The organism is Parabacteroides distasonis ATCC 8503 (assembly GCF_000012845.1).
In the GTDB taxonomy this organism is placed as follows: Bacteria; Bacteroidota; Bacteroidia; order Bacteroidales; family Tannerellaceae; genus Parabacteroides; species Parabacteroides distasonis.
Map to the genome: position 1 here is coordinate 1010904 of NC_009615.1, position 23477 is coordinate 1034380.

Genomic DNA, 23477 nt, shown 5'->3' on the forward strand with positions numbered 1-23477 from the left:
CCATGAAGTATCTATATATCAAACAAAATAAATAGCGTATGAACTCAATAAACAAAAACGGTTGCAGCGTATGCCAACCCGGTAAAGAGAATTACACTACCTACACAACAAAGTTGAGAGGTAAGAGAGTGAGAATGTACCAGTACGACTACCTTACAAAAGATGGTGGGTTGTTTTCTTGTTGTGCGCCTACTTTAGAGGCGTGCAGAGAAAAACGGGATAAATGGCTTAGTTTACGACAATAAATCGATTGTCATAAATAACGATTGAAGATGTTTCTGTGTCTTTGGTTATGGTTGTACCTTAGTGGCGCTATCGCGGGTTAGAGCAGTGGTCAGCTCGTCACTTTGACTTGGTGAAGGTCAGCGGTTCGAATCCGTTACCCGCAACTACTTAGTTATTCAATTAAAAATGGCACGATTATGAATATTTTAACACTCTCGATTAAACAGAAGTATTTCGATGAAATCTTAGCAGGCAAGAAAACTCACGAATACCGTGAAATCAGACCAACTAACGCTAAGAAGTATATCACTTACCTCTGTGGTGGCAAAGAATATCCGGCTGATGCAGAACTACCTGAAGAAGGAGAGGCTGAATTAAAGCCTATCAAGTATGATGCCATCAAGCTTCTGACAGGTGCATATACGGGCAAGCGTCCTTATATCATTGTAGAGGTAAAGAACGCAGAAGCAGTAATTCTCACAGATGAAAACGGTAATGATATTGTTTACGAACATCAAGGCGAAGAATATCTTGCCGCACAAATGGATTATACTTTGGGTAAGATATTAGAGAAACATATAGATTGATTTGTTTAACTTTTAAAATTAGAAAGCAGAGTCGCAAGAAGAATTAACAGAGTAGCCGGGCCTCGCAGAAATATGAATGGTGCAGGGGCAGGTGGTAGATTGGTTGCCAATCGTAGAGGTACAGCAAGTGCCACACAGTTAGGTTCACGTAGGCAGCGTTACGCTGATTTACGTGTTTCAATGGGATTAAACGGTGGCTAAAACCTATGAACAAGGTAGAACGAGCGAACCGGTATATAGACCTCATTCGGGTAAAATCGAATGAGGCTTTGCTATTTTTATCACTTGGGAAAGATTCGCTTGTTCTACTTGATTTAATCTATCCGAAGTTTGACCGGATTGTTTGTGTGTTCATGTACTTCGTCAAGGACTTGGAACACATTAACCGTTGGATAAACTGGACTAAAGCTAAGTATCCGAAGATAGAATTTGTGCAAGTACCACATTGGAACCTCACTTACATCCTCCGTGGTGGTATGTATTGTGTGCCTAATCCGAAAGTGAAACTGTTGAAGCTGGCTGATGTGGTAAAGGCTATGCAGCTTACTCACAGAATTTATTACACGTTCTTAGGTATGAAAAAGGCTGATGGTATGAACCGCAGGCTTATGCTGAAAGGGTATGAGGTAAACGGTTACGAGAATAACGGTATGGTTTATCCTTTGGCTGATTGGACGCAAAAGGATATCCTTGCTTGCATGAAGCAGCATAACTTACCCGAACCAGTTAGATATTCATTGAAAGCCAGTTCGGGAGTAGGCTTCAATCTTGATTGTATGCTTTGGATGGAGAAGAATTATCCACAGGATTTACAGAGAATTTACAAAGTTTTCCCGATGGCTGAAAGAATCCTTTGGGAACATAAACAAAAGCAATAGGCATGGAACTAAGTAAATATATCAAGAGTGAATCGGTGGAACTTAACCGTTCTGCTATTCACTTCGCTGATTATAATCCGAGAAAGCTATCAGAGGAATCACGTAAGACCTTAAAGCGTGGTATTAAGAAGTTTGGTTTAGTCGGTGGAATTGTCGTGAACAAGCGTACAGGATTGACCGTTGTCAGCGGGCATCAGCGTTTATCCGTCATGGATGATTTGCAGAAATACCCGGATAATGACTATCGCATTCGTGTTGATGTCATAGATGTGGACGAAAAGCAGGAGAAGGAACTAAATATTTTAATGAACAATCCAAATGCGCAAGGTACATGGGATTTTGATGCCCTTGCACAGCTTGTTCCCGATATTGATTGGAAAGACGCAGGTCTGACCGATGCCGATCTAAACATGATTGGCGTTGATTATCTGTTGCAGACCGAAGCGGAAAACTCCATTGCAGAAGCTCTCTCCGATATGATGTCACCTGTCACCGAACAGAAAGAAGCCGAGAAAGCCGCCAAGCAATTAGAGCGTGCAGAGAAGGTTGCCCACATGAAAGAAGTCAAGCAGCAGGTAAAGGAGAACGCACAGAAGACAGCCGAGGATATGGATGCCTATGTGATGCTTTCTTTCGACACATATGAAGCAAAAGCAGCTTTCTGTGAACGGTTCGGCTATGGACCGAATATGAAGTTCATAAAGGGAGAAGTTTTCGATGAACAAGTAGAACGGGTAGATTGATATGAGCAATAGTGAATCTCAAAATAGAAAAGGTAAGGGAGGAAGAAAGCCTAAGTTTGATTATACAAGCGTAGACTTTCTTTCTCTCGTAGAATCGTATGCCAAAAAGGGATTCACTGACAAGGAAATTGCCTTCGCTCTTGATATAGCACCAGAGACTTTTTGCATAAAGAAGAATGAGTATCCTAAATTATCTCAAGTCTTAGCGCGTGGGCGTGCGACAATCAACGCAACGGTAAGGGCTAAGTTCCTTGCTATGGCTCTTGGTGGGATTAAAACGAAAAGCACTGTGGTAAAAAAGCTGCGTGACATGGAAGGCAATTTGACCGGTGAAGAAGAATTGCAAGTAAGCGAAAGTGAACTGGCACCGAATCTGCAAGCGATGTCCGTTTGGTTATACCATCATGATGAAGACTGGAGAAAGGTTGAGCGTAAACAGGATGAAGATGCCGATATTCCAACTGATATTGACCACGGTATTTCTATTGATTCATGGATTAAAGATAAATTGAAATGATTGTTCCTCAAGAAATTTACCATCCATTATACGAGGATAAGGAAAAATTTATAATTCTTATCACTGGTGGACGTGGTTCGGGAAAATCTTTCAATGCTTCCACCTTTATTGAACGGCTGACCTTTGAACTTACTCCTGTAGAGAAGATAGTTCATCAGATTCTCTACACACGTTACACGATGGTCTCCGCTGGCATGTCCATTATCCCTGAAATGATGGAGAAGATAGAGCTGGATGGAACGACCAAGTATTTCAAGACTACCAAAACGGATATAGTCAACAAGATGACTAAGAGCCGTATCATGTTCCGGGGTATCAAGACTTCTTCGGGGAATCAGACGGCAAAGCTGAAATCCATTCAAGGCATCACTACTTTCGTCTGTGATGAAGCGGAGGAATGGACGAATGAAGAAGAGTTTGATAAGATAATGCTCTCCATCCGTAAGAAAGGGATTCAGAACCGGATTATTATCATAATGAATCCCTGCGATTCCAATCACTTCATCTACAAGAAATATATTGAGAACACTCACAAGCTGGTAGAGATTGACGGAGTGCAGGTACAGATTTCCACACATCCGAATGTGCTTCACATTCATACTACCTATCTTGATAACTTGGAGAACCTTTCGCCGGAGTTCTTGAAAGAGGTCGAGGATATGAAGGTGAACAACCCGGAGAAATACGCTCATGTCGTTATAGGTCGCTGGGCTGATGTTGCGGAAGGTGCTGTGTTCAAGAAGTGGGGTATTGTCGATGAGTTTCCTGCTTGGGCAAAGAAGGTGGCTATCGGGCAAGACTTCGGTTATACACACGATCCGTCCGCTTCTATTCGATGCGGCATCGTTGATAATGCCCTTTATTTGGATGAGATAGATTACCGGACCGGTTTACTTTCTTCCGACATTATTAAATCTCTCAGACCTTGGGGCTTGAAAGTCATTGCCGACAGTGCTGACCCTCGTTTGATTCAAGAGATACACAACGGAGGTGTTAAGATATATGCTGTAGAAAAGGGGGCTGGCTCTGTAAACGCAGGTCTTGACAAGATGCAAGGCATGGAAATGTATATCACTAAACGTTCGTATAACTTACAAAGAGAGTACAGAAAATATGTATGGGCAAAGGATAAAGACGGAAACTATATTAACGAGCCGGAAGACCACGACAATCACGGAATCGATGCAGTCCGTTACTATGTATTGGGTGAGCTGCTAGGTAAGATTCAGAAGCCGAAAGATTTAACAGGAATATTCACACACTAAAAATAAATTGTATGGAATTGAAAATAATGAAGTTTCACTTTGGCTGTATTTGTGGAGAACCTGTCTTTGGATGGGCTATTCAAATCAAGAGGCATTGGTGGTCAAAATGGCAATTTAGAGATTGGTATGATAGGTTTCATAATATTCCTATGTTCTATCAGTCTAAGGAGGAAGCAATAAGAAATTTATAATATAGCGTATGACACTCGAAGAAATATTAGCATTGCCCGACATTGGACAAAAGATAAGCTACCTGAAGAAAGGCAGAAAGACCGAGCTTCCCGACCGTTGTAAACTTTGGGATGATTGGAATCCCGAACGACATGAAATCATGGTTGACAAAAAAAAGTATCCGGATAGAAAGGTTCTTGGAAAAGAAGCTGAGAAACACTTCGATGAAAAAACGGGTAAGACTTATGAAATCGAAGCAAAGTATAAGACTGAACCGGTGAACCGTATCTCCATTCCATTGGAACAGGATATAGTGAACATTCAAACAGCTTTCACGGTCGGCACAGAACCGTCTATGGATTGCACTCCAACCGATGATGATGAAAAAAAACTGCTGGATGCGGTAAAGGCTGTATTCAAGTCTAATAAAATCAAATATCAAAACAAGAAGATTGTCCGTGCCTGGCTCTCCGAACAGGAAGCGGCAGAATATTGGTATGTTACCGATGATGATTCGTTTTGGGCAAAGTTTTGGAAGAAAATAAAGACTTCTTTCGGGGGGAAGGTCAAGCCCACCAAGAAACTGAAAAGCGTGTTATGGTCTCCATTCAGAGGTGATAAGCTATACCCGTTCTTTAACGATGAAGGTAAAATGATTGCTTTCTCACGTGAGTACAAGAAGAAGCTCATGGATGATTCGGAAGTCATCTGCTTTATGACTATTACGGACAAAATGGTTTATCAATGGGATTTGTCTAAAGGGTATGAAGAAAGAACTCCTTTTGCTCATGGCTTCGGAAAGTTACCAGTTCTTTATGCCTACCGCCCCGAACCTTATTGCAAGAAGATAAAGACTTTTCGGGTCCGGCTGGAAAAACTGTTATCTAATTATGCTGATTGTATAGACTACCATTTTTTCCCACTGCTGAAGCTAATTGGAGATGTAGAGGGTTTCATGGGTAAGGTTAAGGATAGAATGGTCAAACTTACAGGTGAAGGTGCGGATGCCCAGTATCTAACGTGGAACCAAGTTCCGGATACGGTACGTTTTGAAGCAGAAACACTCACCAATATGGCTTATGATATGTCAAACACTCCAAGAATATCCTTTGAAACGTTGAAGGGGGTAGGCAAAGCATCAGGAACCGCTTTCCGTTTTATGTTCATGGGTGCACATATGGCGGTAGAAAATCACGGTGAGGTTATCGGTGAGTTCTTACAGCGGAGAGTGAATTTCATTGTTTCCGCTTTAGGCTCTATCAATCCAACCGAGTTTAGCAAGGCATCGCAGACCATTGACATAGAAACAGAACTGGTTCCATATATGATTGATAATTTGAATGATAAGGTGACTACTGCCGTTTCCGCTGTCAGTGGTGGAATTTGGTCAACCCGTGAAGGTATCATGTTTGCCGGGAATGCTGATAGGGTAGAAGAGGAGCTTGCAGAAATCAAGGAGGAACAAGGGGCAAAGAATAACAAAGCAGCGTCTCCTAACTCCAAGGGATAATTCATTACTTCATGTTTTTATAGTACTATTGAGCGGAGCTAATTTAGTTCCGCTTTTTTTATTGCTAAATTCTATATTATAGAATATATTTTCTGGAAAAATTTTATAATTCAAAATTAATTCATATTTTTGCATTAAATAAAAGAGGTATGAGAATTGTATCACATAGAAAATTGAAGGAATTCTACGAGACGAAAGGTTATGAAGATTCACGCATAGCTTTGGAACGTTGGTATGATATAGCAGAAAAAGCTGAATGGAAGAATCTATCAGACATTAAAGTGGATTTTCTTTCAGTTGATTATGTAGGCAATCAACACTATGTATTCAATATCAGAGGCAACAACTATCGGTTGGTTGTCGTTGTTAAGTTTACAATTGGGTACGTCTTCATTCGCTGGGTTGGTACTCATAAAGATTACGATAAGATAGATTGTTCAACCATTTAAGAGATAGAAGTATGAATAAAGTAACGAAAGAACAGTATGAATTTGCTTTGGCGAGAGTGGAGGAACTTCTGCCATTGGTTGATGACAATACGCCTTCAAATGATAAGAATGCGGTGGAGCTTACAGTTATGTCCGATATTGTGATAGCATACGAAAAAGAACATTATCCGATAGAAAAACCGACTGTTGCGGAATTGATAGAGCTATCCCTTGAAGAGAAAGGGATGAGCCAAAAGCAACTTGCTGGTGAGATTGGAATAAGTCCATCGCGTGTGAATGACTATATTTCTGGACGTTCGGAACCGACCCTCAAAATTGCGAGGTTGCTATGTCGAGTGCTGAATATACCTCCAGCTGCGATGTTGGGTTTCTGATTAGTTCATAAGAAGAATATTTTAGGCGTGATTCCATTTGGTTTCACGCCTTTTTTATATCATTTTACGATAATCGTTTCATTGTCGTGTATCACCTATCTAATTATTTCCCTTCCACCCACTTACTTTTTACTTTTATATCATATTTGTGACATCAATGCGAAGGTCACGAATCAGGAGTTCAAATACTTACAAATCATTTGTATTGGTGGTATTTTTACTTCCACAAATTGAATTTCAAATTTAATAATTCATACGGTATGACAATCTTAGAACAAATCTTAGCAGGACTACAACAGAAATTCTCTGGGGTGGACACTGCTATCTTAACCCGGATAGCCACTAAAAAGGCAGAGGGTGTAACGGACGAGACAAAGGTAAACTCCATTGTTGAGGGTATCAGCTTTTCGGACGTGTTAAATTCCTATGGTGATTTCCGTGCCGGGGATGCTTCCAAGACCGCAGTTTCCAACTACGAAAAGAGGCATAACCTTAAAGACGGTAAGCCAATCGAGACTACCACAACCACCAAAACGGAAGAGAATAAAGACGATGTGCCTGCATGGGCGCAAGCTTTAATTGACTCCAACAAGAACCTTTCTGATAAGCTAACACAGTTAGAAACGGAAAAGGCTCAAGCAACACGTAGCCAGCAGATTTTGGCAAAGGCAAAGGAGTATGGTATTCCCGAAAACTACGCCAAACGATGCGCCATTAAGGACGATGAGGACTTGGACGCATACTTCAAGGACTTGAAGCAGGAGTTTGCGAATGACGGCTTTAAGGGTGTAGTTCCTCCAGATACAGCAAAAAAAGAACTGGAGAATGAAACTCAGGCGTTTGCGAAAATGATTGCAGACGACACTAAAGAAATTGTAGAACAACAAAAACAGTGATTTTATGGCAGCAGGATTTAAGTATAATCTTGAACCGGAAGTTGAGCAGGAAGAACGCTACGACGTAGAAACCGGACGCAGACGCAGAGGTCCGTATAAGTTGGACACAACCAACCTCGTTGTCGGCTCGTACTTGCCCTCATTCACACCGATTGCAGCTGACTTGGTGAAGAAAACATCCCAAGTGGCTATCCGTGTGGAAGTATATGAGAAGTTTACAACAGGCTCCAATACCACATTGAAAATCAAGAAACGTTCTTTGGCTTACAAAGGTATGCACTTGGGTAACGGTGCGCATGGAGCGACAATCAACGCTATTGACAAGGCTGACAAAGCTTTTGATAAGCTGACGTTAGCGGCAGACTTTGGAGAAAATCTAGAAGCTGGAACAGTTCTTTACGAAGCGACAGCCGCAGACGGCACAACACCCAAAGTTATCGCAAATTCAGCTCTGTATGAAAGGAAGCAGGTAGAGGATGGCATAGTATTGGTTTCCCTTTTGATGCGTGCGTTTGAAATCGAACCGACCAAGCTGGTAATGCCTTTCGCAGATATTGACAAGGCGAATATGCCGTACTTCCAGTTTAACGCTTTGGATGTCAAACAAGAAAAAGAAGCCGTATCTATTCCTAAGGCTTCTTCTAGTCAGGACGGTTTGATGAGTAAGGAAGATAAAGCCAAATTGGATGGGGTTGCAGCACAAGCTAACAAGTATACTTTAACAGCAGCTACGCCTTCTGCTCTTGGAGGTGTAAAGCAGGCAGCCAAAGTGAATGATGCATCTGGTACGGTGTCGGTAGAAAACTTTAACGGATTATTGACAGCGTTGAAAAACGCAGGTATAATGGCAAAATAAAGAAAGGAGGACTAATATATGATGCTAACTATTCATACATTGTTTAATGACCCGAACATTGTAAATGCAGTGATTCAGCGTGTCCTCAAGACAAGAAAGGACACAATTTATTGGCAGCAGTATTTGAGCTTCCGTAGGACTACTACTCGTGTATTTAAAGACTACATCGGTCAGGTTACTGGCGTGATGGCTGGTTCCATCAACTCCCGTTATGGCGAAAAGCCTATCCGTGAACGCAGGAATATCGGTTCCGGATATGGTGAGATTGCCTATTTGGGTGACCGCTATCAAATCTCAATCGACCGTTTGTCTGACTTGCAGGACTTGATAGATAAGTATAATGCCGCCAAACCGGAAGACCAGAAAGCAGCCATGCGTGAAATCGTGGATTTTATCTATGACGATTATCGTCAGGTACTTCTTGCAGCCCACAAGCGTATGGATATTATTGTAGGCTCTCTGTTGATGACTGGAGCAGCAAGCGTGAAGAATAAGGACAAAAACGCAGGAGGTGTTGAATTACTGAACATCGACTTACCCTTCAAGTTCATCAAACCGGGCACTGAAGATAAAGACCATTTTATCACGTACTTGCAGCAAACACTTAATGAATTGAGAGCTATCTACGGTACATTCCCGAAAATGATTATGAGCCGTGGCACATTCGTCAAGAATATTATCGGTTCAAGTGAATTTGGAGATAAGTTCAAAATGCAGCTTACAGGCAATGAAATGTATATGTCTACCGGGCTTATCACCTCGCAACTGGCTTCTACCATTTTTACAGGTATCGGACTTCCGGCTATTGAAATCAAGGAAGATTATGTGGTAGACCAAACAGGTAAGAATATCCCCATTTATGCAGATGGTCGTATTTCCCTGCTTCCGCAGGATAAAATCGGTTATATGCGCTTCCACACTCCTTATGAAGCTGTGGATGGTGTACCGGGACGTAATTACACTCAGGCAGATGGCGATATGCTGATTTCAGGTTACAAGGACGGCAATGGTCGCTATCTGGAATACACAGCCGAATGGATTCCGCAGATTGCGAACCCGAACCTGATTGTGAACTTCGATTTGAGTGAGATGAACGCATGACAGTAAACGATTATATATTACAGAAGTTTCAGACCTTCGGCGTTAACTTGTCGGAGGCTGACCTTTTCGATATATGTCTGAACGCAAAGATAAGCGGAGGGGGGGAGATGAACGAGGATTGCCAAACACGGGTGTCGGTGGCAATTGCGAAGTTCATCCCCTCTCTATTGCTTCGTGCCACTTCCATCAGCGAAAGCGGTTTTTCTATGTCTTGGGACATTCAAGGCATTAAGGATTACTATTCATTTCTGTGCAAGCGGTACGGTTTGAAAGACGAATTGAGTGATAAGCCTAAAGTGACTTTCTTATGATATTCGCCCCACACATATTGCAGGTAAAAGTTATCACCCCGATGGACAAGGATGAGTTTGGCAGACCTATTCCCGGAACAGGTGGTGAATACTGGCAGGAGGTATGCAAGTGCCGTTGTGATGATAACACTACCAAAGAGTTTTCATCTGATAACGGCTCTGTGTATCGTCCGAATTATCATGTAGTATGTGAGAAAAGAATTACTGTCAAGGCTGGTGATGAAGTACGTTGCATGGATGGTGATGGCGTAAGAGGTCAAGGCGAAGTCTATACGGTAAAGAGTACAAACTACTTTAACTACTCGGAATTATGGATGTAGATTTCGATTTCTCAGATGTCGACTCCTTTTTCGATGAAGGAGAATGGGAGGTCGAAAAGAAGATGATTGATGTAGGCGATGAAGCCGTGAAGTACGCAGAGGAACATGGGGATTATCAAGACCATACACTCACTTTGAGAACGTCCAATGATTACGATGTCGATAAAGACGGTTTGACATTGAAAAACGAAGCGGAATACGCATCATTCGTAGAATCTAAAGGGTATGATGTTTTAAGTGGTGCCGCTCTTCATGCGGAGAAACGATTAAAAGAAGAATTTGAAAAATGAAAAGAATATTCAAGTATGAATTGATTGTTGCAGACCATTCAAAACTATGTCTGCCTATCGGGTCGAGGATATTGTCTGTTCAAGTACAACGAGGTACTGTTTGCTTGTGGGCTATTGTAGATGAATATCAGAAAGAATTGTGCTTTGTGGATATTTATATGTACGGAACGGGGCAACACGTATCAGATGCAGATTTGGCTGGAAAAAGATTTGCCGGAACGGTTCAACTTGGAGATTTGGTTTGTCACGTATTTCTCGAATATGACGAAAACGTCCAATATTTGATAGTATGATAGTAACTACCGACATAGGAAACATTCTCTATCGGGACTGCAAGGCTTTCGGAATAGATATAGTGCCTGATGGTGAAACGCTGACGGGTGAATTGAAGTCCGAAAGGATTGTCATCCACACGAAGAAACAACAGCCGGGAAAGTATTGGAAGAAATCTTTCGCAGAAGTGAATTTTTGTGTGCCCGATTTGAGCAAGAATGAAGCCAACTCTATCCGACTGAATGAGCTTGAAAGACAAGCTATGAAGATATTAAGGAGTATAGGTTCCTATAATGGTTCTTTTTATCGCTATTCTATCTATAATATAGGAACGGAAGCGGACACTGCTTTAAAGTGTCATTATGTGAATGTTAGTGTTTTGTTTGAAGTTTTAAATGTAAAATAGTTATGGCAGAGAATAAAAAAATTGTGGTGGTAAACCTTCAGAAGCTGGAGGTTGCGCCGATCGGGGCTGGTGGTGCCGAAGGTTCTGTTTTTGAAGAAGTCCCGGTAGTTCATGAGGACACCTTCACTTATGAGGATGAAGATCCGGAGGTTAAGGATTACAAAGATGTAGCTGGAAATACCTATTATTCCTCTAAAAAGCCGGGTGCGGTTAAGATCAATGCTTCTATTGGTATGTATGATCTTGAGACTAAGGCTAAATTCCAAGGTGGTAAGTTTACGGCGGGGTCAGAGAGTAAGCCGGGCACATGGGAGCGTGCCGACCATGTAGAGAGTAAAGAGTTTACCGTCCGTGCCACAACTGAAGATGGTGTGAAAATTATTTTTCCTCGTGCCGGTGTTTCTGCTTCTGGTAAAGCGAATGAAAAGGCAATTGGCTTAGCCCTTGTTTTTACGGCGTTGAAACCAACCAAAGCCGGCGTTCCTATTGAGCGCTGGGAAGACGGGGAGGATACAACTTTGGGTGGATAAGTTAATGACGAGGGTGAGCAATCACCCTCTAATATTTAAACTATGAGTGAGGTTTCAAAAAACATATCAGAGTTACTTTCCGGTACTTATGGAAAAGCTATTGTTGTAGGGGGAACAGTATATGTAATCAAAGCTCCTTCTATCAAAGTGATAATGAGGGCTACCCAATATTTAAGTAAGGTCGATTTACCGGAAAATGGCACTGTGCGGGAATTAATGAAGGTCGCTCCTGTCAATTTGGAGAATATCGTCAAGGGACTTTCATTCTTGGTGGTTGGTGATGTCCCGAATTATCAAAAAAGAGCTGAAAGCCTCGAACGGCAGATGCTTTCAGGTTCTAAAGAAGAATTATTGCAAGCGTATTTTGTCGCTTTTGAGTTAATAACCGGACGTGATTTTTTCGTAGTCTGCCAGTTAGCGATGGAGCTGGCAAATCTAACAGTAAAACCCAAATAGTAGGAGGAAATACCATCGTAGGAAGTATCACCTTATTTATGGAAAATTTGCATCTTTCTTACAGGGAGGTGTATGAGGATCTTCCTTATCTTCTTTTGCTCTTGATGAGTGCTGATAAACCTATCGATATCCATGAGGATAAAGATGGAACAGAAGTAAAGAAGATGTCGGGAAAGGATCTTATGAGACAAAAAAGAGGAGCATGATTCTATATTCACGACAATCTTTCCATTGTCATGTATCTATTCTCATAAAATTCTACTACTTCATTTGTCTAATGTACTTTTATCCAAAACATTGATGTATGCCCAAATTAGCGTTTCACATAGAAGCAGACTATCAAAAAGTCATTAAGTTACGGGAAGAGATAGATAAGCTGAAATCTACTATTTCCGGGATGGATGGTAATACATCTCCGGCTACTTTCCGTGCGATGGAAGCCCAATTAGCTAAAAACACGAAAGAATTGGATTCTCTTGTCGCTTCAGCTGTACGTGCTGGTAATGAGATAAATCAAGGTTTTAAAAAGAAAATATTTGATGCCTCGCAAGTTGTAAACGGGTTCTCAGAAAAGATTATCGCTCAAAAGTCGGTAATTAAAGGCATAGAAGCGGATGTAAAACGCCTTGGTGAAGCCTATCGCATCGCATTGAAAAGAAATCCATTGTCCGCTAATAAGAAATTGGAAGAATATAATGCTGTACGTAAGGCTTTGGATGAAGAGAAGGCAGTTTTGTTCGACTTGACACAACAACAAGCTGGGGCACGTCTGTCTGTAAAGAAACTTCGTGACGAATATGCCCTTTATAAAGACGATGCTAAAGAGGTAGTAGAGAGTAATAACGGTATTGCTATTTCTTGGAAGAAGGTATTGGCTGTTATCGGTGGGGTAGGTGTGTTGAAAGCGTTGGGTTCTGAAATTATCCGTGTGCGTGGCGAGTTCCAAGCCGCAGATACGGCTATTCAAACCTTGTTGGGAAGCAAGGAAAAAGCGGATGCGCTTATGTCGCAAGTACGTGAATATGCTAAGATTTCTCCGTTAGAGTTTTCGGATGTAACCCAAGCTACGCAGATGATGTTAGGCTTTAATATCGAGGCTGAGAAAGTACCACGTTATTTACAGGCTATTGGCGATGTCTCTATGGGAGATACCCAAAGGTTTAACTCGCTTACGTTGGCTTTCTCTCAAATGTCGGCGGCAGGAAAGTTGATGGGGCAAGATCTTAATCAGATGATTAATGCCGGATTCAATCCATTGCAAATCATGGCAGATAAGACCGGAAAATCTATTGCTACGCTCAAAGATGAGATGTCTAAGGGGGCTATTTCCGCTGAGATGGTACAGCAAGCATTTATTGATGCTACCTCCGCAGGTGGTAGGTTCTATAATATGTCAGAGAATGCTTCCAAGGAGATAAATGGTCAACTATCTATGATGTACGATGCATTGGATAGCGTTTTCAATGATTTGGGTCAGAAATCGGAAGGTGTTATCATGTCTGGTATTCAGGCGACTACATCCTTGGTTGAGAACTATGAAACAGTTGGTAAAGTATTAGCAGGATTGGTGATTACTTATGGAGCATACCGTACCGCTGTGATGCTTGTTACTGCTGCTGAAAGCAAACATACTATTGTAGAGATAGGGCTTACCAATGCTCGTGTATTGGCACGGAAAGTACAGCTTGCTCTTAATGCCTCAATGCTTACCAATCCTTATGTTGCTTTGGGAACGGTAATTATTGGTTTGACAGCTACAATGTTGGCTCTATCTGACAGTACAACCATAGCAGAAAAGGCTCAAAAGAGATTCAATGATGAACAGGATAAAATGATTCAACAAGAGACAGATCGAAAGAATCAAGTTGAATCATTGATACGTATAATTCAAGATGAGACAGAAACGGAATTAGCTAAAATATCCGTTTACGAACAGCTACAGAAACTATCTCCTGCGATAACAGGAGCGTACAAGTTGGAAGAATTGGCCGTGCTTGATTTAGCAGAAGCAAATAAGTTATTAAATAAAGAACGTGATACCAATACCTATGATTCGTATATCCGAAACATAGATGAGTCTACGCAGCGATTAAAGAAATTACGAGAGGACAACGGGAGACTTATAGGCGTATCTCCTTCAACAGGAATACCGCTTACTGTAAACAACAATAAAGCGATTGCGGAAGAAGAAGAACGTATCAAACTCCTACAAAAAGCGTTAGAAAATTTCAAAAGAAAGCTGTCAAAATCAACAACAGACACGACAAAAGAAGAAATAAAAAATAAATCCTACTGGGAGAAGCAGAAAAAAGAAGCGGAAGCCGCTCGTGACGCTTTAGCTGTTTCTGAGAAAAATTCAAAGAAATGGAATGAGTACACTAAACAGATACAGGAGGCACAGGAACAAATAGACAAATATTCAAATCCAAATGAGAAGGATAAGAGTACGGATAATCAACTCAAGCAACAAGAGAAATTGATAGACGAACTCCTATCCCTCCGCCGGCAGAACCAGCAATCCGAGATCGACCTGATGAAAGAAGGCTCCGCAAAGAAGATCGCCCAGATAAACCTAGACTATGACAATGAGATCGCCGCCATACTTACCAAGGAAAAAGAGTGGAAAGACGCTCAAGGTGGCAAACTGACTAAGGAACAGACCGTGGAGATTCGTACAGCCTTGGTGAACTCATACGTCAAACGGGAGCGATCGACCTCTAATGTGAATAAGGAACAACTGGAGGAAGAGAAACGTGCCATGAACGAGTATCTGAAAGAATACGGTTCTTATCTTGATAAGAGAGATGCTATCACGGCTCTTTATAACGAGAAGATAGCCAAGGCTACGACGGAAGGCGAGCGTAAGTCCCTTTCCGAGGCCATGAAAAGGGAACTGTCTGATCTCGACATAGAGGCGAGCAAGACGACTTCCGCTATCAGTCGGTTGTTCGGTGACATGAAAGACAAGACCCTCTCCGAGTTGGAGGCCATCAACCGGAAGGGGCGTGAAGCCTTGGAGTTCTTGAAAAGCGGTGTCTGGGATGAGAGCAAGGGCAAGGATTTCGGTATCACGAAAGAGACGTTTGAACTGTGGAGTAAATCACCCGATAAACTAAAAGATATCTCGGATGCGCTCAAGGAGAACAAGGAAGCCGCGGACAAGTTGCGCCCGGCATACGAGAAGGTCGCCAAAGGTCTGAAAGGCGTATTTGAGGCTGGTAACGATACGAAAAAGCTGCGACAGGCAATTGACGATATAGAGGAAGGGCTTGGCGAAATCATGCGGTCCGGGCAATTCCTCTCTGATACTTTCTCGAAACTCGGGGATTCGTTCGGTGGTGCGTTCGGTGAGATAGCCGAAGGCTTGAATGTGGCCATGGACGCGGTCAATTCCGCCATGGACGGGGCGAAAGCCGGTGCGATGTTCGGGCCGATCGGTGCGTCTGCCGGTGCCGCTATCGGGGTGGTCACATCCCTTGCCTCCTCTATCGCCAAGATCCATGACAAGAAGAACGAGAGTCGTATCCAGCGTTTGCAGGATCAGATCGACACGTTGGGCAAGTCGTACGATAAGCTGGGCAGGTCCATCGAGAAAGCCTATTCCAAGGATGCCTCCAAGCTTATCGACCAGCAGAATAAGCTATTGGAACAGCAAAAAGTGCTTATCCAAAACCAGATCAAGGAGGAGGAGGACAAGAAGAAAACCGACAATGACCGCATCAAGGAGTGGCGGGACCAGATAGACGAGATCAATAACACCATAGCGGATAATAAGGAGGCCGGCAAGGACGCCATTTTCGGTAGTGACATAAAATCGGCGATCGACGATTTCGCCAACGCTTACGCCGATGCGTGGGCCGCCGGGGAGGACAAGGCGCGATCGGCCAAGGATCTCGTGAGGAAGATGATAAGGAACATGGTCACGGAGTCGATCAAGGCCGCCGCTTCCGATCCCATGAAAGAGATCCGGGAGAAGCTGCTCGAGTTCTGGTCCGACGATTATATCAGCGACTGGGAACAGGATTATCTGGATCGGAAGGCGCAGGAGCTGGCCGACGACCTCGACCGTAAGTTTGGTTGGGCCGACAAATATTTCAATACCGGTAATGCGGTAGAGGAGGACGACGGGCGTACGGCCTCGTCCAAAGGTGTTGGTTCCATCTCCCAGGACTCCGCGGATGTTATAGACGGTAAGATGTCGACCCAACTTATATTTTTAGATAGGACGTTGGTGCAAGTGACGGGTATAGCCGACCAGATGCGCTTCATCTACGACCTCCAGACAAGGGGCTGGAAGAACGTGGAGGCGATCAAGGACCTGTCCGGGAAGGTGTCGGAGAACACGGCCAAGGTAGCGGAGATCTCCGGACGTATAGAGGCCCTATCCGAGAAGATAGAGGCGAATACCAAGTCGGCGGCCTCCGGTATAAAGACTATTAACGACAAGGGGATATTAATGAGATCAAGATAATGATGGAGACGGTTAACGACATAATCAAATCGGCCCTCTCGCTCGGGGCGTGCAGTGGTTCTAACGGGGTGACGGACTGGAGAAGCCTCGTGTGGCTGTTCTTCAGCCCGCAGGGGCGTGAGTTTTGCGCGGAGAATGATTTCCCGTCGCTAGACATGTTCCGTGGCATGGCCGGTCACGTGATGCCCTATGGGGTGTACGTTGACTCCGGCCACGTGGACGTAACCAATCCCGGCAATATCGCCGTGATAGGTGATACGGATGCGGTGATAACGATAGACGATAACGAGCGTGTTCACAAGGTGATCCTCATGCACGGCGGCAAGGCTAGGGTCGTGGCGAGCGACTACGCCGTGATCCTGCTGGTGAATATCGGGGGAGAGGTTGAGATAAACAAGGATAATACCGTGGTGATCTTATGAGGGGTGAGTTATACATAGACGGCAAGGACGCCTACACCGATTTCGGCGTATGGATCACGGAGGGAGGTTACGACGGCCTCCTGCCTTTCCCCGAGCTGGTGGAGCCGGACAGGAACGACTGGCCGGACGAGGACGGCATAGAGCCGGACTTGGAAAAGCCCACCTTGAAACCACGGGAGCTCAACATCACGTTCGTCCGCAGCGTGGAGGGAAGATCCGCCGGCGATCTTGTCGAGCACCTATCGAAGCCCGGGTATCATGCCTTCCGCGTCCCCTCGCTGGGCAGGGAGTGGAGCTTGCGGCTCATCCAGAGCCCGGCGTATGAGGATTGGGACATGTTGGAGGCCTTCACGTTACGTTTCGCTGAGGACCGGCCCGTAAGACCCTCTTCCGTGGCGATCCCGGAGGGTGGAGGCTGGTACGTCCCACTCTCCGAGTACGAGCTTGACGGCGTGCCCCTGGACCGGTACGGCGTGATGGTGACGGAGGGTCGTGACGAGATCATGAGATCCCCGACCGTGAAGACTAACCTGTCCCGTACGGTACTGGATGTTGACGGCAGGATATATGATACGGAAAACGTCGTTTTCAACAGCAAGGAGGTCACGCTTAAATGCTGCCTGATCGCCGGCTCAATGACGGCGTTCTGGACCTGTTACGACGCCCTGCTCCACGCCTTGATCCAACCGGGCGAGCGTTCGTTGTACGTGGATTACAACGTGGAGGAATACCCCTGCTATTACAAGAGGACATCCGGATGGAAGCTTGAGAGCCTCCGTGGGCGTGTGGTGGTGACATTCAACCTCGCACTGGAGTTCACGGTGTTCCGCCTTGGCGGGACGGACTACCTGCTGGCCACGGAGGATGGTGACCTTATCGTCACGGAGGATGGAGAGTATTACATAGACCTGGGAACATATGAGAACTAAGAAAAAGAAAATATCAGAACTCACGCTGGCCGACAGCCTTACCGGTCTGTACACGATCGGTTGCAAGATCATAGACGGCATACAAACCAGCGTGAAGGTGAGCCTCGAGGTGATCCAGAAGGCTTACGAGGACATGCTTACGGAGATCTCCAACGCCCGTGCCGCCACTAAGGCGGCCAATACGGCGGCCTCCAATGCCAACACCGCCAAGCTGAACGCCGAGGCGGCCACGTCAAAGGCCAATACGGCTACGGCGAACGCCATCACCGCGACAGGGAACGCCAATACCGCAACCGGTAAGGCTAATACCGCAGCTGATTTAGCCAATAAAGCCGCGGCTAACGCTAATGCCGCTCACGATGGGTTAGAGAAGATCAAGGAAGATACCGAAATCGCAACTAAAAACGCAAATGACGCGGCGAAATTGGCGAATGAGAAAGCTTCTTACGCCAACACGCAGGGTAACTTCGCCAAGACACAGGGTGACCGCGCGCAAGAGCTGGCCGACCACCCGTGGAAGGTTGGCGATAACGGCAACTGGTGGAAATGGGATCTGGATGGGGACAGGTATGTCGATACGGGCATCCTCGCTAAGGGAGGCGTCTTGTACCCGACCTTCACGATCAACCCCGCCGACATGACGCTGGTGATGTCCTACGAGGACGAGGTGTCACCAAACCTTGTCAAGCTCAACCAAGAGACCGGTGAGCTGTATTTGAACGTATGACCAAAAAAAGGAAGGAGGAATTATAATGAGTCAGATAGTATTGGGGAAGGTGGCGTTCGTCGATAAGGGCGTTTATGCCACGGCGAGTACGTACAACACCTTCGATTTCGTCGTCACGGATGATAGCTGCTACCTCTGTGTCAAGGACGGAAACAAGAACCACCCCTTGACCGATACGGCTTGGTGGAAATGTATCGCCCGTGGTACGCAGGCAACGGAAGCGGCCAAGACCGCCCTTGCGGAGGCGAATAAGGCTATCGAGGCCACGAGGAACGCTATCTCTGCTGCGGGTTTGGCTAACGCTAAAGCGTTGGAGGCTGGGAAACAGGCTGATTTGGCCGGTCGAGCATCTGATGAGGCTTTGGCTGCCGCTGTCGAGGCTGAGGCGATGATTTCCGAGGGCAATGCGCAGATCGCTTCCATGAAAGCGGCCGAGCAATCGTTGATGAGTCAAGCGCTTCTTGCCCCTACCCGTATGGAGCTGAAATATGTCAAGAGGATAACGTTAGGGAATGCCGTCGCCCAGAAGATAGCCGTGAGTCTTTTTCCAGCTTATGTATTACCTAATGTGATATTTCAACAGGCGTTTTATTCCGGTGATGCGTTGTACGTGGACCCACGTGGAAACTTGACTGTCTGTAAGACCGGCACGGCCACGATCCACGTTATCCCGTCGCATAACACCTCGTTGTCCCAAACGATAGTCATTGAGGTTACTGCCCCGGTCATTCGTAAGGCCGGTAGCGTGATGAGATTTTTATCCGGTAGCCGGATACGAAAGGTATAATTGTCTAACATTTTAATATACAGAATCATGTCATTAACAACAGCAGAGGAGGAGAAGGTACGTGCGATTATCACGGCCTTCGATAACGGCAAGACGATCGACCAGCTGCCCTTGGCCGACACGAGCCAGCCCTCCAAGTATTTGATCGAGGGAGTGTCCAAGGAAACGGGCGAGTCGGTTAAGATCCCTTTCGCCGACGCGGTATCGATCGTGAACAAGCACGTCGCTATCCGTCGCTGGAAACGTGGTCAGGGCACGCCAGTCGGCGAGGCTTACGGTAATATCGATTTCCTGCGGGATCTTCCCTCCGTGATCGGTCTGGGCTGCTACCTCGTGTCCGTTGACCGTAGCCGGCGTAAGCTTGACCCGACGAACCACCGTCGTTTCGCCGACGGCAGTCCCGCTGCCTTGGACGGCACGATGGGCGATTACCTGTGGTGCTGGAACGCCCACTACTACTCTTGGTGGGTTGACTCCACCTATTATTACGAGGCTGTCAGCCCGACCCCGATCGAGGGTCATTTGAACTATTACATCCCGGCCGGGGGTACGTCGGCCTTGGGAGCCGGCGTCATGGACCGTACGAGCGGCACGTTGGTCTCCGTCGTCAGTGACGATCCCCGTTATCGTGGCGGGAACAACGATGCGACGAGGGATGGCAAGCACAACACGCAGCTAGGCATGGTTGCCACGAACATGAACGCCGCGGCTTTCGGCACGGCCGCCCGCAAGAAGGGTGAGGGCTGGGAATCCGGCTGGTTCGTCGCGAACAGCGTCGTCGGTTATCTCTACCGCCTTATCATGGGTACCCGTGATTGCCAGTCCGCGTTGAACCCGGTAAAGGACTCCAATGGCCTATATCAGGGCGGTACCGGTAAGGGGGTTACGGAATGGTCTTGGGATCCTTGGTCGAGCCATAACGGTGGTTATCCGATTATTCCGACGAGCGTAGGGATCGAGTTGGGGGACTCGGTCGGCGTGAGCGACTACGCCGTGAAGGGCTCGGACGGTGGTACCGTCCACCAAGCGCACGTCCCTTGCTTCCTAGGCTTGAAGAACTTCTACGGGCATATCGGTCTGATCGAGCGTGGCGCTTTGATAAACAAGCTGTCCGACGGTAGCGGAGATTATTATGTCGCCCCGTCCCTTTACTCGGCTTTCAACATCAACTCGATCGAGGGTCTGATAAAGGCTGCGAAGGTTCCTAAGAACGATCCCAGTGGCTGGAAATATATCACTGAGCTCAGTATGCAGAATCTATGCTCCGCCCCGACTGTCGCCTCCGGCAGCTCCAGCACCTATTATTGCGACGGTTGGTATAACGACAACGCTATTTCCGGCCTTCGCTGTCCGTTCCGTCGTGGTCATGCGCACTACGGTGCTTTTGCCGGCTTAGCGTACCTCTATGGTAGCATTGCGGTCTCGCACGCTTACGTGGACTGGTCGTCGCCCCTCTGCTATTTTGCAGAGGACGTAAGCCCCGTGCCCGTGCAGTACTAGCGTTCATTGTGTTCGGGTGTCCATCGTGTCCATTAGGGTGCGAAGCGCCCGAGCACCCAAGGCACGTAAGTGCCGCATCTTAGTTCTTTGACATGTTGTTTCCGTTCCTGTTTTATTTTTCCCGCCGTAAGGCGGTCGCACTTGAAAAATTAAATATTACATTTGTGCCGCCTATTGATTGGGCGGGTTGTCTTCTCTGACGTCCAGTTCCGGCCTTCGCTGTCCGTTCCGTCGTGGTCATGCGAACAACGGTGCTTTTGCCGGCTTAGCGTACCTCAATGGTAACAATGCGGTCTCGAACGCTAACGTGAACTGGTCGTCGCCCCTAGGATATGCCGCTGATTTATTCAGTAAGAAGAAGTGGAGGAGAGACCCTGTCACTGGACAAAAAATCAAGGCTAAAGGTATAGTCCCGGTAGGTTGATAAACCGACGGCTCATGACCCGATGGCGATTGCAGACACTGGACACTAAAAGACACTTGGGACACCATGAGGAGAAAAGGTGACTTTTCCGGGGATATAGCCCGGAAAGAAAACTATTACAAGGCTTTTGATCATGCCAGCAAGAACAAGCATGGCAAAAAGGCCATAATAAAGTTCGAGGCGGACTTGGAAAAGAACCTTTCCGATCTCCTATACTCTTTTGAAAACGGGACGTTCGTAACCTCCCCGTATCGTTTCATGACCGTCCATGAGCCGAAGAAACGTCTTATCGGGATGCTCCCTTTCCCGGATCATGTCCAGCACTGGGCGATGCTCAATGAGGTGGAGGATTATTTTACGAGATCCTTCTCCGCGTATACCTACGGAGGGGTGAAAGGACGCGGTCCCCACGCCTACATGAGGATGATCCGGAAGGTCCTGAGAAAATATCCGGAACGTACCACCGACTATCTCCTGTGCGATATCCACCACTTCTATCCGACCGTCAATCACCCTGTACTGAAAAGCCAGCTCAGGACACGTATCAAGGATAATCATTTATTGCGAAGGCTTGATGAGATCATCGATAGCGTCGAGGGGGATACCGGTATGTTTCCCGGCACGAAGCTGGCGCAGTTCTTCTCGCTTGTCTATCTTTATCTTTTCGATCACGATTTGAAGCGGTGCTTCCATGTCGGGGAATGCCCGGCTTTGGTTGAGTACTACACGAAAAGGTATATCGAGGAAAGTATCGCAACGGCCAAAACAGAACATGATTATGAGGAGTTATCCAAAGGGATCCAATATCTCTCGGACAGGTTCAAGGGATATCTGAACCGTCTGGATTTCTGCTACCGTCTCGCCGATGATGTCCTGATACTGCATGAGGACACCGTATTCTTGCACCTTGTCATCGAGTGGATCGGTCTTTATTACGCTAACGAGCTTAGGATCGGTCTTAACCCGAGATGGAAGATCGGGCACGTGACGGACGGTGTCGATACGGGGGGATACGTGCATTTCCCGGATCACGTCCGTGTCCGGAAACGTAACAAGGTGGCTCTCTGCCGCCAGATAGCGAGATTGAGAAAGAAGGGTTTGCCGGACGAGGAGATAAGGAAGAGGGCCTCTTCCCGTATAGGCTTCATTCAACACGCTGATACGAGTAATCTATTAAATAAATTAGGAATGGAAACACCAAGGAAAAGACTGGGACAGGTGATAAGGAATAAAAAAAGTCCGTGGGAGGATCTCCCGGCCGACCGGAAAATGAGATTCGAGGATATACTTTATGATACCCGGATACCGGAGGATAAACGAGGGCTGGAGGATGATAAACTCATAGAGTTGATTGATTATAAAATCGAGGATAGCAAGATCGAGAAAAACGAGGACGGCACGCCAAAGAAGTGCCTCGCCATACGTTTCCGATGGAAAGGCGAGGAGCGTTACGCTTTCACCGGTTCCGCCGTCTTGATTGATCAGGCGCTCACGGACTTCTCTCACGAGGACTTGCCGGTGGATACCGTGATAAAGGTGCTCACCAACAAGTTCGGTAAGAAATTTTTCAGGTTCACTTGACCCGTTGGGATCGCTCTTGGCCGATCCTTCCGGGTCGGCTAAAAAACATTTAAATATATGGAGACAAGAGCGATTTACACGGAGAGAAAGACATTCGTAAAATACGATGACAACCATTACCTGCTATACCTGAACGAGGAGGTCTTGGAGAACCACGTTCCGGAGGGCCACGGGGGCGAACCGGAACCGGAGCCTTGCACGGCTTACGCCTATACCGGCACGTGCGAGGATGGCGGCACGCTGGTCGAGGCTACTTCCGCAAGTTATGACAGTCTCGTGTCCGGATTGATCCGGAGAGAGTATTCCGCCGATCGGGTAGAGGCGATAACGCTGAATAAATTGAGCTCGGATAATGAGAGAAAGGCCGAGTTTGAGGCCGAGTTCGCCTGTCTGGAACGTTACCGTAACGACTGCAAGGCGAGGGTACGTGCCTTGCTGGGTATGCCCGAAAGCGTCTCGAACACCCTTTAAATACCGT

30 protein-coding genes and 1 tRNA gene are annotated in these 23477 nt (G+C 46.0%); all 31 read left to right on the plus strand.

Going from position 1 to position 23477, the window contains the following annotated elements; all coding sequences use genetic code 11:
• Positions 1 to 38 precede the first annotated feature (38 nt).
• The 31 genes from BDI_RS20125 (at position 39) to BDI_RS04500 (ending at position 23470) form a co-directional block, all read left to right on the plus strand.
• On the plus strand, positions 39 to 245 hold the full coding sequence (locus tag BDI_RS20125) for a DUF3873 family protein (protein ID WP_080504963.1): 207 nt from the start codon (positions 39 to 41) through the stop codon (positions 243 to 245).
• Positions 246 to 316: 71 nt separating this feature from the next.
• Positions 317 to 389: transfer RNA gene (locus BDI_RS04365), tRNA-Val, on the plus strand.
• Between the two features lie 33 nt (positions 390 to 422).
• Entirely contained in the window at positions 423 to 812 is a 390-nt protein-coding gene (locus BDI_RS04370) for an ASCH domain-containing protein (RefSeq protein ID WP_011966211.1), read from the plus strand.
• 206 nt (positions 813 to 1018) lie between these two features.
• On the plus strand, positions 1019 to 1690 hold the full coding sequence (locus BDI_RS04375) for a phosphoadenosine phosphosulfate reductase family protein (protein WP_011966212.1): 672 nt from the start codon (positions 1019 to 1021) through the stop codon (positions 1688 to 1690).
• Positions 1691 to 1692: 2 nt separating this feature from the next.
• Positions 1693 to 2433 carry a ParB/RepB/Spo0J family partition protein gene (locus BDI_RS04380; protein ID WP_011966213.1) on the plus strand — a complete coding sequence of 247 codons (741 nt, stop codon included), beginning with the start codon at positions 1693 to 1695 and terminating at the stop codon, positions 2431 to 2433.
• A gap of 1 nt (position 2434) precedes the next feature.
• Positions 2435 to 2950, plus strand: coding sequence for a hypothetical protein (locus BDI_RS04385; RefSeq protein ID WP_011966214.1), 516 nt, complete (start codon positions 2435 to 2437; stop codon positions 2948 to 2950).
• A complete protein-coding gene (locus BDI_RS04390) occupies positions 2947 to 4215 on the plus strand; it encodes a PBSX family phage terminase large subunit (RefSeq protein ID WP_011966215.1) in 1269 nt (422 codons plus the stop codon). Before BDI_RS04385 ends, BDI_RS04390 begins: the two co-directional genes overlap by 4 nt.
• An 11-nt stretch (positions 4216 to 4226) precedes the next feature.
• Positions 4227 to 4406: a hypothetical protein gene (locus tag BDI_RS04395; protein WP_041525556.1), complete on the plus strand. Its 180-nt coding sequence runs from the start codon at positions 4227 to 4229 to the stop codon at positions 4404 to 4406.
• 8 nt (positions 4407 to 4414) lie between these two features.
• Positions 4415 to 5896 (plus strand): phage portal protein, encoded by a 1482-nt coding sequence (locus BDI_RS04400; RefSeq protein ID WP_011966216.1) that lies wholly within the window; start codon positions 4415 to 4417, stop codon positions 5894 to 5896.
• A gap of 149 nt (positions 5897 to 6045) precedes the next feature.
• Complete coding sequence (locus BDI_RS04405) at positions 6046 to 6345, plus strand: type II toxin-antitoxin system HigB family toxin (RefSeq protein WP_009038468.1); 300 nt, start codon at positions 6046 to 6048, stop codon at positions 6343 to 6345.
• An 11-nt stretch (positions 6346 to 6356) separates the two neighbouring features.
• Complete coding sequence (locus tag BDI_RS04410; RefSeq protein ID WP_011966217.1) at positions 6357 to 6719, plus strand: helix-turn-helix domain-containing protein; 363 nt, start codon at positions 6357 to 6359, stop codon at positions 6717 to 6719.
• A 260-nt stretch (positions 6720 to 6979) separates the two neighbouring features.
• A complete protein-coding gene (locus BDI_RS04415) occupies positions 6980 to 7615 on the plus strand; it encodes a hypothetical protein (protein WP_011966218.1) in 636 nt (211 codons plus the stop codon).
• A gap of 4 nt (positions 7616 to 7619) precedes the next feature.
• Entirely contained in the window at positions 7620 to 8471 is an 852-nt protein-coding gene (locus BDI_RS04420) for a head fiber protein (RefSeq protein WP_011966219.1), read from the plus strand.
• A gap of 18 nt (positions 8472 to 8489) precedes the next feature.
• Positions 8490 to 9572, plus strand: a complete 1083-nt coding sequence (locus BDI_RS04425; protein WP_011966220.1) for a hypothetical protein — start codon at positions 8490 to 8492, stop codon at positions 9570 to 9572.
• A complete protein-coding gene (locus BDI_RS04430; protein ID WP_011966221.1) occupies positions 9569 to 9883 on the plus strand; it encodes a DUF6706 family protein in 315 nt (104 codons plus the stop codon). Before BDI_RS04425 ends, BDI_RS04430 begins: the two co-directional genes overlap by 4 nt.
• Positions 9880 to 10203, plus strand: a complete 324-nt coding sequence (locus BDI_RS04435; RefSeq protein ID WP_041525557.1) for a hypothetical protein — start codon at positions 9880 to 9882, stop codon at positions 10201 to 10203. Before BDI_RS04430 ends, BDI_RS04435 begins: the two co-directional genes overlap by 4 nt.
• On the plus strand, positions 10194 to 10493 hold the full coding sequence (locus BDI_RS04440) for a hypothetical protein (RefSeq protein WP_005638402.1): 300 nt from the start codon (positions 10194 to 10196) through the stop codon (positions 10491 to 10493). The genes BDI_RS04435 and BDI_RS04440 overlap by 10 nt, the downstream gene beginning before the upstream one ends.
• Positions 10490 to 10786, plus strand: a complete 297-nt coding sequence (locus BDI_RS04445) for a DUF7352 domain-containing protein (protein WP_011966223.1) — start codon at positions 10490 to 10492, stop codon at positions 10784 to 10786. Before BDI_RS04440 ends, BDI_RS04445 begins: the two co-directional genes overlap by 4 nt.
• The gene (locus tag BDI_RS04450; protein ID WP_011966224.1) at positions 10783 to 11172 is read left to right on the plus strand and encodes a hypothetical protein; all 390 of its coding nucleotides are present in this window, start codon (positions 10783 to 10785) and stop codon (positions 11170 to 11172) included. Before BDI_RS04445 ends, BDI_RS04450 begins: the two co-directional genes overlap by 4 nt.
• Positions 11173 to 11174: 2 nt before the next feature.
• Positions 11175 to 11702 (plus strand): hypothetical protein, encoded by a 528-nt coding sequence (locus BDI_RS04455; protein WP_005638390.1) that lies wholly within the window; start codon positions 11175 to 11177, stop codon positions 11700 to 11702.
• A gap of 42 nt (positions 11703 to 11744) precedes the next feature.
• The gene (locus BDI_RS04460) at positions 11745 to 12158 is read left to right on the plus strand and encodes a hypothetical protein (protein WP_005638386.1); all 414 of its coding nucleotides are present in this window, start codon (positions 11745 to 11747) and stop codon (positions 12156 to 12158) included.
• 38 nt (positions 12159 to 12196) lie between these two features.
• Positions 12197 to 12364, plus strand: coding sequence for a hypothetical protein (locus tag BDI_RS20130; RefSeq protein ID WP_005638382.1), 168 nt, complete (start codon positions 12197 to 12199; stop codon positions 12362 to 12364).
• A 98-nt stretch (positions 12365 to 12462) separates the two neighbouring features.
• Complete coding sequence (locus BDI_RS04465) at positions 12463 to 16629, plus strand: tape measure protein (protein WP_011966225.1); 4167 nt, start codon at positions 12463 to 12465, stop codon at positions 16627 to 16629.
• Positions 16629 to 17051 (plus strand): hypothetical protein, encoded by a 423-nt coding sequence (locus BDI_RS04470; RefSeq protein WP_011966226.1) that lies wholly within the window; start codon positions 16629 to 16631, stop codon positions 17049 to 17051. The genes BDI_RS04465 and BDI_RS04470 overlap by 1 nt, the downstream gene beginning before the upstream one ends.
• Positions 17048 to 17980 (plus strand): hypothetical protein, encoded by a 933-nt coding sequence (locus BDI_RS04475; protein ID WP_011966227.1) that lies wholly within the window; start codon positions 17048 to 17050, stop codon positions 17978 to 17980. The genes BDI_RS04470 and BDI_RS04475 overlap by 4 nt, the downstream gene beginning before the upstream one ends.
• On the plus strand, positions 17970 to 18707 hold the full coding sequence (locus BDI_RS04480) for a hypothetical protein (protein WP_011966228.1): 738 nt from the start codon (positions 17970 to 17972) through the stop codon (positions 18705 to 18707). Before BDI_RS04475 ends, BDI_RS04480 begins: the two co-directional genes overlap by 11 nt.
• A 25-nt stretch (positions 18708 to 18732) precedes the next feature.
• The gene (locus BDI_RS04485) at positions 18733 to 19494 is read left to right on the plus strand and encodes a hypothetical protein (RefSeq protein ID WP_011966229.1); all 762 of its coding nucleotides are present in this window, start codon (positions 18733 to 18735) and stop codon (positions 19492 to 19494) included.
• Between the two features lie 27 nt (positions 19495 to 19521).
• Positions 19522 to 20994 carry a hypothetical protein gene (locus BDI_RS04490; RefSeq protein WP_011966230.1) on the plus strand — a complete coding sequence of 491 codons (1473 nt, stop codon included), beginning with the start codon at positions 19522 to 19524 and terminating at the stop codon, positions 20992 to 20994.
• A gap of 187 nt (positions 20995 to 21181) precedes the next feature.
• The gene (locus BDI_RS20695) at positions 21182 to 21418 is read left to right on the plus strand and encodes a hypothetical protein (RefSeq protein WP_127908266.1); all 237 of its coding nucleotides are present in this window, start codon (positions 21182 to 21184) and stop codon (positions 21416 to 21418) included.
• Between the two features lie 66 nt (positions 21419 to 21484).
• Entirely contained in the window at positions 21485 to 22999 is a 1515-nt protein-coding gene (locus BDI_RS04495) for a reverse transcriptase (protein ID WP_011966232.1), read from the plus strand.
• Between the two features lie 57 nt (positions 23000 to 23056).
• Positions 23057 to 23470 carry a hypothetical protein gene (locus BDI_RS04500; protein ID WP_022192588.1) on the plus strand — a complete coding sequence of 138 codons (414 nt, stop codon included), beginning with the start codon at positions 23057 to 23059 and terminating at the stop codon, positions 23468 to 23470.
• Positions 23471 to 23477 lie beyond the last annotated feature (7 nt).